Annotated in this window: 12 protein-coding genes; 3 read left to right on the top strand and 9 right to left on the bottom strand. The window is 57.2% G+C overall.

Going from position 1 to position 11720, the window contains the following annotated elements; translation table 11 throughout:
• Nucleotides 1-16: 16 nt before the first annotated feature.
• A complete protein-coding gene (locus ACIPF8_RS01050) occupies nucleotides 17-565 on the bottom strand; it encodes a peptidylprolyl isomerase (protein ID WP_061535335.1) in 549 nt (182 codons plus the stop codon).
• Between the two features lie 144 nt (nucleotides 566-709).
• Between ACIPF8_RS01050 and ACIPF8_RS01045 the strand changes: the two genes are divergently transcribed.
• Both ACIPF8_RS01045 and ACIPF8_RS01040 read left to right on the top strand, forming a co-directional pair.
• Nucleotides 710-1831: a JmjC domain-containing protein gene (locus tag ACIPF8_RS01045; protein ID WP_400416589.1), complete on the top strand. Its 1122-nt coding sequence runs from the start codon at nucleotides 710-712 to the stop codon at nucleotides 1829-1831.
• 683 nt (nucleotides 1832-2514) lie between these two features.
• Nucleotides 2515-2838, top strand: coding sequence for a hypothetical protein (locus ACIPF8_RS01040; protein WP_082797903.1), 324 nt, complete (start codon nucleotides 2515-2517; stop codon nucleotides 2836-2838).
• A 129-nt stretch (nucleotides 2839-2967) separates the two neighbouring features.
• On the opposite strand, the gene ACIPF8_RS01035 is transcribed toward ACIPF8_RS01040, so the two are convergent.
• From ACIPF8_RS01035 to htpX, 8 genes are all read right to left on the bottom strand, one after another.
• On the bottom strand, nucleotides 2968-3741 hold the full coding sequence (locus ACIPF8_RS01035) for an MBL fold metallo-hydrolase (RefSeq protein WP_400416587.1): 774 nt from the start codon (nucleotides 3739-3741) through the stop codon (nucleotides 2968-2970).
• Between the two features lie 71 nt (nucleotides 3742-3812).
• Nucleotides 3813-4994, bottom strand: a complete 1182-nt coding sequence (gene bamC, locus ACIPF8_RS01030) for an outer membrane protein assembly factor BamC (protein ID WP_400416586.1) — start codon at nucleotides 4992-4994, stop codon at nucleotides 3813-3815.
• Nucleotides 4995-5047: 53 nt separating this feature from the next.
• Nucleotides 5048-5926, bottom strand: coding sequence for a 4-hydroxy-tetrahydrodipicolinate synthase (gene dapA, locus ACIPF8_RS01025; protein ID WP_400417005.1), 879 nt, complete (start codon nucleotides 5924-5926; stop codon nucleotides 5048-5050).
• Between the two features lie 129 nt (nucleotides 5927-6055).
• Nucleotides 6056-6670 carry a class I SAM-dependent methyltransferase gene (locus ACIPF8_RS01020; protein ID WP_400416585.1) on the bottom strand — a complete coding sequence of 205 codons (615 nt, stop codon included), beginning with the start codon at nucleotides 6668-6670 and terminating at the stop codon, nucleotides 6056-6058.
• A 10-nt stretch (nucleotides 6671-6680) separates the two neighbouring features.
• The gene (locus ACIPF8_RS01015; protein WP_400416584.1) at nucleotides 6681-7883 is read right to left on the bottom strand and encodes a tryptophan--tRNA ligase; all 1203 of its coding nucleotides are present in this window, start codon (nucleotides 7881-7883) and stop codon (nucleotides 6681-6683) included.
• Nucleotides 7884-7947: 64 nt separating this feature from the next.
• On the bottom strand, nucleotides 7948-8607 hold the full coding sequence (locus tag ACIPF8_RS01010; protein WP_400416582.1) for a site-2 protease family protein: 660 nt from the start codon (nucleotides 8605-8607) through the stop codon (nucleotides 7948-7950).
• A 180-nt stretch (nucleotides 8608-8787) separates the two neighbouring features.
• Complete coding sequence (locus ACIPF8_RS01005; RefSeq protein WP_400416580.1) at nucleotides 8788-9411, bottom strand: L-threonylcarbamoyladenylate synthase; 624 nt, start codon at nucleotides 9409-9411, stop codon at nucleotides 8788-8790.
• A 100-nt stretch (nucleotides 9412-9511) separates the two neighbouring features.
• Nucleotides 9512-10396 (bottom strand): protease HtpX, encoded by an 885-nt coding sequence (htpX, locus tag ACIPF8_RS01000; protein WP_400416579.1) that lies wholly within the window; start codon nucleotides 10394-10396, stop codon nucleotides 9512-9514.
• A 184-nt stretch (nucleotides 10397-10580) separates the two neighbouring features.
• Here htpX and ACIPF8_RS00995 point away from each other — a divergent pair, with 184 nt between their 5' ends.
• Nucleotides 10581-11720: an SLC13 family permease gene (locus ACIPF8_RS00995; protein WP_400416577.1), complete on the top strand. Its 1140-nt coding sequence runs from the start codon at nucleotides 10581-10583 to the stop codon at nucleotides 11718-11720.

Below are 11720 nucleotides of genomic sequence, written 5' to 3'. Positions count from 1 at the left end.
GCGCACCACCAAAAATTTAGTGGATAGGATGGCTACGGAAATGATCGTCCGCGGCATCGTCATCCTGGTCGTCATGGCCGTGATCGTGGCCATGCGCGCCGTGCACGTGCTGATGTGCAATTTCTTCTTCAGTCGCCGCACGTACTTCTGTGACGTTGAGGTTGAAACGCAACGCGATGCCTGCCAGCGGATGATTACCGTCCAGCACCACCTTGTCGTCAGCGATATCGGTGACGGTGAAAATCAGCGCGTGCTCTTCGTCATCTTCATTGTCCGGCGTGCCTTCAAACTGCATGCCGACTTCCAGCGGTGTCGGCAGGCGGTTGCGCGGCTCGATCTTGACCAGGTTCGAATCGTATTCGCCAAAGGCGTCGTCCGGCTCGACCTGCAGTTCAGTTTGGTAACCGGCTTCCTTGCCCTCCAGGGCTTCTTCGATCTTCGGCAGCGTGTTTTCGTAGCCACCGTGCAAGTACACCATTGGCTCACTACCTTCTTCGATCAGATTGCCTTGGGCATCTGACAATTTGTAGCGTACAGTCACTACCGTATTTTTGGCAATCTTCATGATCATTCCTTTCATTTAACATGCGATGGGATTATACCCGCCGGAACGCCATCGCCCTGCCGACCGCGAAAAATTTAACCCTTGCGGCAATCCTCCATTCGCCGCGCCCACATTTCGCCATAGCTAACCCGATATAATAGCGGCATGAAAAATTCCACACTCCTCGGCGGCTTGACGCCGGCACAATTCCTCCGTGACTACTGGCACAAGAAGCCCTTGTTGATCCGTCAGGCGCTGCCTGGCTTTACCCCGCTGCTGACTCCTGAAGCCTTGTTTGAGATGGCGCAGCGCGACGATGTCGAATCGCGCCTGGTGACGCATTTCAAGCAACAGTGGCAAGTTGCAAACGGCCCGTTCGAAGAATTGCCGGCCCTCAGCCAGAAAGACTGGACGCTGCTGGTCCAAGGCGTCAACCTGCACCATGACGACGCCGACGCACTGCTGCGCCAGTTCCGTTTCATCCCGGATGCGCGGCTGGACGACCTGATGATCAGCTACGCCACCGACACCGGCGGCGTCGGCCCGCACTTCGACTCCTACGATGTGTTCCTGCTGCAGGCACACGGCCAGCGCCGCTGGAAGATCGGCGCGACCCAGGACCTGACCCTGGTCGAAGGCAGCGCCCTCAAAATACTGAAGAATTTCACGCCGGAGCAGGAATTCATACTGGAGCCGGGCGACATGCTCTACCTGCCGCCGCAATACGCGCATGACGGCACTGCCATCGGCGAATGCATGACCTATTCAATCGGCTTCCGGGCGCCGCCGTTCCAGGAACTGGGCGAAGCGTTCCTGCAATTCATGGCCGATTCGATCGACCTGCCCGGACGCTATGCAGATCCAGACCTGGAGCCAACCAAGCATCCGGCCGAAATCAGCCGCGGCATGCTGACGCAGATCTCCGACGAACTCAACAAGGTACGCTTCACCGAGGACGATATCGCGATTTTCGTCGGCGAATACCTGTCCGAACCCAAGTCCAATGTTTTCTTTGAGTCGCCGCCAAAACCGCTGACGCTGGCCCGCTTCACCGCCACGCTTGCCAAACGCGGCGTAGCGCTGTCGCGCAAGACGCAAATGCTATACCGCGGCAAGCATGTATTCATCAACGGCGAATCGTTTGCAGCCGGCCGCGCCGACAAGGCATCGCTGACGCTGCTGGCAGATCAGCGCCAGCTCGACGGCGAGGCGGCCAGCAAGGTATCGACCGACGTGCTAGAAGCGCTCTATACCTGGTACGAGGACGGCTGGGTCACGCTAGGCTGATAATCGCCGGCAATTACCTGTCGCTGTCGTTCAGGCGGCGAATGCCCTTACGGCCCCGGAATTTCTGCTGCGTGCAGGCGAATCCGGGGGCCGTAATCGTATGCAAGCCATAATATTTGCATTAGAAACTACACCGCAGTTTCTAAAATCCGAGCCCGGATAAAGCGCATGAATACGCAGTCAAATCTATTTAAATGTAAATATGAATAATAAAATGCGGTTCAAAGGCATTAATTAATCACCCATTTGCACATTATTATCAATAATTAACATTTCATCATTTAACAAAACATTACTTACACCGCCCCGCATTTCTGACAGTAAAAGAGCTGGCAAATTCTGTTCATACAGCGGGCATTTTTGATTTACACCAATAAACCGCAATCGCACTATCAGCGCCCCAAAGCGGGTGAATATAGGCTCCGGATATGGCAGAATATTGCAAGCGAATCAAACGCACATAGTCCAGCTTTGCAGCTCCCTGTTGCGCTGATACAAATTCTTACTAAATAGCAAACCGTTCATGTCTTATTTGACAAATTCCAGCTATAATCCTGACCTGGAAAGTTTTTGTTGCATCGCGATGCGCGGTTCCGGCAAAGCACTGCGAAAACATCCTGTAGAGCGATAATTACCGGTAATTATTCATCGCAAAATTTTTGATTACTACTGAAGGAACATTCATGAAAAAAACACTGTTGATCGCATCCCTGTTGGCTCTGACTCTGGCTGCTTGCGGCAAAAAAGACGACGCAGCTGCTCCTGCCGCTGACGCTTCGACTCCAGCTCCAATGGCTGCACCTGCTGCTGCTGACGCTGCTGCATCCGCTGCATCCGACGCTGCTGCTGCCGCTACTGCTGCTGGTTCCGCTGCTGCTGACGCTGCAACTGCTGCTGGCGCCGCTGCAACTGCTGCTGGTTCCGCTGCTGCTGATGCTGCTCACACAGCTGTTGACGCTGCTGCTGACGCTGCTAAAGCTGCTGCCGCTCCTGCTGCTTCCAAGTAATCATTGGCTGCATAAAAAAAGCCGACCTTCGGGTCGGCTTTTTTATTACCTGAATTTTTCTACAAGCTGCTTAGCAACAGCGACTCACCCGCTGCGACATAAATCTGCAGCTCGCTGCACACACCGTAATCACATCTCGATCCAGCCGAAACCCTCTTCCTGACAGGCAATCGTCACCTCTACCGATTCGCTGTAACGCCCGGCACACAAGGCCGCATAAGCCAGCTCCGGCAAATTATTACGCTCACTCAAATGCGCACCAACCACCCTGCGTAAGCGCGACTGGTCCATTGCTGCCAGAATTTCACGCGCGCTGTCATTCGACAAGTGACCGTATTCACCGCCGATGCGGCGCTTGAGTGATGCAGGATAAGTCGAATTGATCAGCATCTGCCGATCATGATTGCACTCCAGGACCAAAGCATCGCTGCCGCCTAGTGCCTGCACCAGGTGATCGGTAAGCTTGCCGGCATCGGTAAGGACGCCCAGCTTGCAGTTGCCGTCACTGGCGACGTACTGCACCGGCTCACGCGCGTCGTGTGGCACCGTATAGGGAACAAGTTGGAGATCGCCGATTGCGAGCGGCTCGCCGTCGCGGCAAAACTGAACCACGACATCGCTGCAGTCTTGCCGCAATGCTTGATAGGTGCCGAAAGTGAGCCAGACCGGCAGACGGTGCCGTCGGGCGAATTTGAAAACGCCACCGACATGATCCTGATGTTCATGGGTGACGACAATGGCGGACAGAGCAGAGCCATCCAGGCCAAGGCGCGCCAGGCGCCGCTCGGTTTCGCGTATGCCGAAACCGCAATCGAGCATCACATTGGTGATCGTGCTGCCCGATGTTGCTGAAATCAGCAACGCATTGCCCTCACTACCGCTACCCAGGCTTGCGAATTTCAAGGGTAGCGCCTAACGCCGGCGATGCATTGCTGTTGTGCTGCCATTATTGCGTAACAGTCTCGATCAACAACTTACTTCAGTTGCTCGTTCAGCAGGGCCAGGATCTTGTCGGAGGTCTTCGACAACTCTGGATTGCCATCCTTGTTCAACACGAGAACCTGGCTCTGGCTGCCGGACTCGGCACCCTTCACGAAAATGCGATAGCTGGCGGCATTCTTTGCCTTGTCGCTATCCGAGCCACTGAACAGTCGCGAGAAGAAACCCTTCTCCGATTTCTTGTCCTTGGCGTCCGCATCCTGATCAACGTAACGCACGAAATACAAGCCCTTGGTGCGATCGCGGTCTTCAACCGTGAAGCCGACACGATCCAGCGCCAGGCCGACACGGCGCCATGCGCGGTCGAAACCCTCATCAACCTGGACAAAATCACCGGCGCCATTCTTCACCAGCTTGGAACGTGCCTGCATCGATGGCGCATTGGCAACCGCTGCCTTGGCTTTCACTTCGTCAGCTCCCAGGCGGCCCATCAGGCGCGACAGGAATTCGGCTTCCAGTTGTGGATCGGCAGGACGTGCAGTCCAGATGCTGGATTCTTTTTGCGCGCCGGACAACACTTCTTCCGCGCCGCGATGGCTGATGTAGATTTCTGTAGTGCCGTTCGGACCGCGCTCGAGGCGGGTACGGAACTTGTCGCGCTCACCGGTCGAGTAGATTGAATCGAATACCTTGCCGAGCGTGTTGCGGACGAAATCTTGTGGGATCTTGGCGCGATTTTCAGCCCAGTCGGTTTCCATCACGCCGGTTTCCGAATTCTCGATATTGATCAGGAAGCCGGAATCCTGCCAGAAATCCTTGACCTTTGGCCACAGGCTTTCAGGGGTAGCGTTGACCACCAGCCAGCGCTGCGAGCCATCGCGTTCGATGTGCATGTCAGGTGCTGCGTTCGGAGCAATCGCCGCAGCTGCCGCAGCAGGGCGCGCGCCCTGCTCCAGAGTGTAGCCGGATGCGGTTGCCGTACCTTGCGTCGCATCAGGAATCGCGTAGCGGTTTTCACGTTGCAACTGAGTCAGATCTGGCGGCACATCCAGCTTCGGTGTTGTCACCTTGCCGGCACTTTTGTAATCGATGCTATTCGGCTCGAGGACTGAACTGATCGAGCTGCATCCTGCCAGACCGGCCAGCGCCAAAGCGATAACAACGCCACGTTGTGTAAGACTGAATTGAGTCGATGGAATGTTCTTGCGAATAGTCATGTGGATACAGGATCAAAGAGACGAAGGAAATTGGAAACGCCTGTCAGCGCAGCTTATTTTAATACACCAGATTCACGCAGCGCCTCACGCACCGTCGCATGATACTCGGCAGACAACGGCACCAGCGGCAAACGGATACCATCCGCCATCAGTCCCATTTCGGTCAACGCCCATTTCACGGGCAGCGGATTCGGTTCGACAAACAGCTTGTTATGCAAAGGCAGCAGCTTGTTGTTGAGTTTGACTGCCTCGGCGACGTTGCCGTCCATTGCAGCGACGCACAGCAGATGCATGTCGCGCGGCGCCACATTGGCGGTCACGGAGATATTGCCCTTGCCGCCGCAGAACATCAACGCCATTGCAGTCGCATCGTCGCCTGAGTAAACCGCAAAACCCTTTGGCGCCAGGCGGATCAGGTCGGAGCCGCGGGCGATATTGCCGGTCGCATCCTTGACGCCGATGATTCCCGGCACCTGCGCCAGGCGCAGGATGGTTTCGTTGCTCATGTCGGCTACGGTACGGCCCGGCACATTGTACAGAATCACCGGCAGGTCAACCGCTTCAGCGATCTTCTTGAAATGCTGGTACATGCCTTCCTGGGTCGGCCGATTGTAGTAAGGCACGACTTGCAGCGAAGCGTCGGCGCCGGCTTCCTTGGCGAAGCGAGTCAGTTCGATCGCTTCTGCCGTGGAATTGCCGCCGGTGCCGGCGATGATTGGAATCCGTTTGGCGGCATGGTCTACCGCCAGTTTGATCAGCGCGCAGTGCTCATCCACCGAGACGGTCGGCGACTCGCCTGAAGTACCGACGATAACGATCGCATCAGTTCCTTCTGCGATATGCCAGTCGATCAGTTTCCGCAAACCCGGCAAGTCGAGACTGCCGTCGGTGTGCATGGGAGTAACGATTGCAACAATGCTGCCCTGGATCATGATGGTAAATGCGAAAAAATAAAAGACTGATTGTAGCGGATAGCCGTGGCTATGGGTAAATTCCACTTGTAAATCAAGTTACAAATACAATTTCCACAAGTCAACTTTCCGCCGTAAAAGCTGAAAGCATCAGCCGATCCGCAAAGCGGAAGCCGAGTTCCCAGCACCCTTGACCGCGCAAATCCGCTGCACCATGGCCGGTTTCGGCTGCTCTACGTAGCCATCTTCAAAGGCCAGCACATGCCAGGAGCCGTCCTCATCGGCGGCCAGCAATGCCAACAATTCGGCTGGCTTCAGCAAAAAATCGGGGTTGGATGGCTTGCCAAATTGCTCATTTCCGATGGCAAACGTTTCATAAAGTAGCACGCCCTGCTCTGCGATACTGCGCAATATGAGAGGAAACAGCGGGCGATGCAGATAATTGGTAACGACCACGCCAGCGAATTGCCCTGGCTGGAACAGCTCTTCCAGCGCAGCTGAAGGGCCAGCTTCAAGATCGATCTGGCGCGTGGCGAAGCCTGCGGCCGCCAGTTCTGCCAACGGCGCCGGATTGCGGTCTACCGCCAGCACATCCAGCCCGTGGGCGGCCAACCAGAGCGCATGGCGGCCAGTGCCGCAAGCCAGGTCCAGCACCCGGCCACCAGCGGGCAGCAGGCCGCCGAAGCGGCTGATCCACGGCGACGCTGCGTCGGTCAATGCCTGCTGGTTGAACTGGCTTGGCTGCATCTGGGCTTGATCAATCACAGGGCCGCGCTCAGGCGTAGCCCAAGCCCATCGCTTCGCGCACGTCGCGCATCGTATCCTGCGCCAGTTTGCGCGCATGGTCGCAACCGTCCGCGACAATCGCCCGCACCAGCGACGGATCGTCCAGATACTGCTGGGCACGCTCGTGCATCGGCTCCTGCTCCCGGATGATGGCGTCGATCACCGGCTGCTTGCACTCAAGACAACCAATGCCGGCGCTGCGGCAGCCCTTGTCGGCCCAGGTCCTGGTGGCATCGTCGGAATACACCACATGGAATTGCCAGACCGGACACTTGTCGGGATTGCCCGGATCGGTGCGTCGCACGCGCGCCGGATCGGTAGGCATGGTGCGTACTTTCTTGCTGACCACATCCTTGTCCTCGCGCAGCGCAATGGCGTTGCCATAGCTCTTCGACATCTTTTGTCCATCCAGCCCCGGCAGGCGCGATGCTTCCGTCAGCAGCGCCTGCGGTTCCGACAGGATCAGCTTGCGACTGCCCTCCAGGAAACCGAACAGGCGCTCGCGGTCGATCATCGACAGGTTCTGGGCATCGTCCAGCATCGCCTTGGCCTGCTCCAGCGCGTTCTCGCTACCCTGCTGCTGGAATTCGGTGCGCAATTCGTTGTAGAGCTTGGCGCGCTTGCTGCCGAGCTTCTTGACGGCATCCTGGGCCTTCTCTTCAAAGCCCTTTTCCTTGCCGTACAAATGATTAAAACGCCGCGCGATCTCGCGCATCATCTCGATATGCGGTACTTGATCGTCGCCAACCGGCACCTGACTGGCCCGGTAAATCAGCACGTCGGCCGCTTGCAGCAGCGGATAGCCGAGGAAGCCGTAGGTGGCCAGGTCGCGGTCGCTGAGTTTTTCCTGCTGATCCTTGTAGGTCGGCACCCGCTCCAGCCAGCCGAGCGGCGTCGCCATCGACAGCAGCAGGTGCAATTCGGCGTGCTCCGGCACTTTGGACTGGATAAACAAGGTTGCCTGCGACGGATCGACGCCGGCTGCCAGCCAGTCGATCAACATCTCCCAGGTGCTGGTCTCGATGACGCTCGGATCGTCGTAATGGGTGGTCAGCGCGTGCCAGTCGGCGACGAAGAACAGGCATGGCAGTTCGGATTGCAGCCGAACCCAGTTCTTGAGGGCGCCGTGATAGTGGCCAAGATGCAGCGCACCAGTGGGGCGCATGCCGGAAACAACGCGATCAGGATACATAGATGGTCAAGGTCAAATCAGGTAAGGAAAATCGATGCATGGCCAATGAAACGGCGGCGAAACATCAACGCAAAAGCAGCAGCAACGGCGAGACGATCCACTGCAAGGCGGTCTGGGCAATCGTCATGACCGGGGTCATCCAGAAATATAATACCTTCAGCAGCACCAGCGCCATCACGATAAAGAAACCGTAGGGCTCGATCTGCGCGAACTTGTAGGCGTATTTATTCGGCAGCAGGCTGGTCAGGATACGGCCGCCGTCGAGCGGCGGAATCGGGAACAGGTTGAAGGCGAACATTACCAGGTTGGTCAGGATGCCGGCGCGCGCCATCAGGGCGAAGAAATCCTCTTCGACCCGGAATACCGCCAGCGCGATCAACACCAGCATCCACATCAGCGCCATCACGAAATTGGCTGCAGGCCCCGCCAACGCTACCCAGGCCATGTCGCGTTTAGGCTTGCGCAGTTGGCCGAAATTGATCGGCACCGGCTTCGCATAGCCGAACAGGAAGGCGCCGCCGGTCGAGAAATACAGCAGGATCGGGATCAGGATGGTGCCGAACGGATCGATATGCTTGATCGGATTGAGGCTCATACGCCCCATCATGTAGGCGGTAGAGTCGCCAAAATACTTGGCGGCGTAGGCATGGGCGGCTTCGTGCAGCGTAATCGCGAACAGCACAGGCAGCGCATACACTGCAACGGTTTGGATAAGATCATTCATGGGCGGGATTCTATCAGAGGGGTTGACGCAATGCGTCGCAAATAACCGGGGCGCCGTCCGCAACGCCCCTAACCTGGATGAAGCGCGGCAAGCATTGCCGGCGTTGCGGCGGGATTGCAGCGTCGAGAAAAATTACAAAAAATAAACACCGACGCTAGCAGCGGCACGCCAGCGCCAGGATCACAAGCCGAACAAGCCGGCGTCGCCACGCCCCTGGCGTATCAGTTGCGGTTCGTCGTCGGTCAGGTCAATCACAGTGGTTGGATCCAGGCTGCAGGCGCCGCCGTCAATCACCAGATCGATCTGCTTTTCCAACCGGTCGCGCACTTCTTCCGGATCGGTCAGCGCCTCGCCTTCGCCAGGCATGATCAGCGTGGTGCCGATCAATGGCTGCCCAAGCTCCTCCAGCAGCGCTTGCACGATGCTGTGCTCGGGCACCCGCAAGCCGATGGTCTTGCGCGCCGGATGGCTGAGGCGGCGCGGCACTTCCTTGGTGGCTTCGAGAATGAAGGTGAAAGCACCCGGCGTGGCGCTCTTCAACAGGCGGAACTGGCGGTTGTCGACCTTGGCGTACAACGAAATATCGCTCAGATCGCGGCACATCATGGTCAAGTGATGCTTGTCGTCGACACCGCGGATACGGCGTACCCGCTCCACCGCATCCTTGTTGTCCAGCTGACAGACCAGCGCGTAACAACAATCGGTAGGCAAGGCGACAATACCGCCGGACTGGATGATTTGCACCGCCTGCTTGATCAGGCGCAGCTGCGGATTATCCGGATGGATTTGAAAAAATTGGCTCATGGTTCAGGCATTCACAATCGTTCAAAAATCGTTCAAAAAATGAAAAACGGCGATAGCCCCTAGGCTACCGCCGCCTTGATACGCTCTGGCGACCGATTTATTACAGCGCGGTGACCTGCGGATTACGCAAAGCGGCAATACGCTGCTCGATCGGCGGATGGCTGGAAAACAGCGACATGAAACCAGGCTTGTCGTTGATCCCGAGTGCGGCCATCGATTCCGGCAACGTGGCTGGTTCGATTCCACCCAGGCGCGCCAACGCATGTTGCATCGGCAACGCGCTGCCCAGCAACTTGGCCGAACCGGCGTCGGCGCGGAATTCGCGATGGCGCGAGAACCAGGCCACGATCAGCGAGGCGCCGATACCCAGCACAATCTGCGACACCAGCACAGTGGCCATATAGCCGATGCCAGGGCCATCGTTATTGCCGCGCGACAATGCGCGATCGACAGCATAACCGATCACGCGCGACAGGAACACCACGAAAGTATTCACCACGCCTTGGATCAAGGTCATGGTCACCATGTCGCCATTGGCAATATGGGCGATTTCATGGCCCAGCACAGCCTCAACCTCTTCCTTGGTCATGCTCTCGAGCAGACCGGTGGAAACGGCCACCAGCGCGGAGTTCTTGAAGGCGCCGGTAGCGAACGCATTGGCGTCGCCCTGATACACTGCCACCTCTGGCATGCCGATACCGGCGCGCTGCGCCAGTTTGCCGACGGTATCGACCAGCCACAATTCGGTCGAATTGGACGGCGTCGTGATCACACGTGCACCGGTCGACCATTTAGCCATTTGTTTACTGATCAACAGTGAGAAAATCGAGCCGGTAAAACCGACCACCAGCGAGAACACCATCAGCATCGGCAGGTTCAGGCCACTGCGCGTCAGAAAGCGGTCCACGCCCAGCAACGACAGAACGATGCTCATCACAACCATCACTGCGATGTTGGTAGCGAGGAACAGGAAAATACGTTTCATGCGGAAAGCTCCAATCGAAAAAGAATTGCCTTGAAGATAAGGTCGGAGACGCAGATTTCAAGAGTGAGAGCGGCAATTATGCCAGACTGTCGGCGCGGAAAAACGAAGCACTTTCACAATATTCTCGTAGAGAACGCTAGCGCTCACGTATTATCCGAATAATAAACAAAAATGCAGAAGATTCATGTCAGAAATTACCCACGCAACGTCCTCCAAGTCTTTCATCCACGATATCTGCCGCCCGTTCCTGCGCGACCGCCTGATGCACCTGCTGCTGATTGCAGCAATCGCACTTTCAGTTCTGTCGCCGCACCCGATTGCCGATTACCGGAGCTGGGTCGACTGGCACACTATCGCCACCCTGGCAGGCATGCTGCTGCTGACCACCGGCATAGAAGCCAGCGGTTACCTGGAGCATCTGGGCCGGGCGATCATCAACCGGCTGCGCAACGAACGCGCGCTGGCGTTTTTCCTGGTGTCAGCCGCGGCGTTATTGTCGACCTTCCTGACCAACGACATCGCGCTGTTTGTCATGGTGCCGCTGACGGTAGGCCTGCGCGGCATAGGCAACTTGCCGATCGGCCGGCTGGTCATCTTTGAAGCGCTGGCGGTCAATGCCGGCTCCATGCTGACGCCTATCGGCAATCCACAAAACATCCTGCTGTGGCAACGCTCGCACTTGTCGTTTGGTGCATTCACCTGGCAAATGGCGCCGCTTGCGCTGGCGATTTTCCTGATGTTGCTGGTCGCGACCTGGCTCTGCTTCCCCAAGCAAACCATCCATGCCGAACTGGAGGACAATCCGGCCTCCTATCGCGTTGGCCTGCTACGGACCTGCGCCGTGCTTTACTTGGCTTTCCTCGCGACCGTGGAACTCGGCTACCCCGGCTGGGGCCTGCTGTGCGTTGCGGCCGCTGCGGCGCTGTTCTGCCGGGAAGTCATTGCAAAAGTCGACTGGAGCCTGATCCTGGTTTTCATCCTGATGTTCATTGACATCCAACTGCTCACCCAATTGCATTTCATCCAGTCCTGGGTTGCTGCAATCCCGCATTTTTCGCAAATTGAGTTGCTCGTCGCGGCGATGCTAGGCTCGCAAGTCATCAGCAACGTGCCGGCCACGATCCTGCTGGTGAATTATTCAACGGCCTACAAAGTAATAGCCTACGGCGTCAATGCCGGCGGCTTTGGCCTGGCCATCGGTTCGCTGGCCAACATCATCGCGTTGCGCATGGCGCCGGAGCGTCATCTGTGGCTGCGCTTCCATCTGTACTCGTTTCCGTTCCTGATTTTGTCGGCGCTGGCTGCCTGGGCACTATTGGCTTGA

This window comes from Collimonas sp. NPDC087041 (assembly GCF_044745265.1).
In the GTDB taxonomy this organism is placed as follows: domain Bacteria; phylum Pseudomonadota; class Gammaproteobacteria; order Burkholderiales; family Burkholderiaceae_D; genus Collimonas.
Note: the sequence above shows the minus strand (reverse complement) of the source record. Positions and strands in the feature narration are given on the sequence as shown.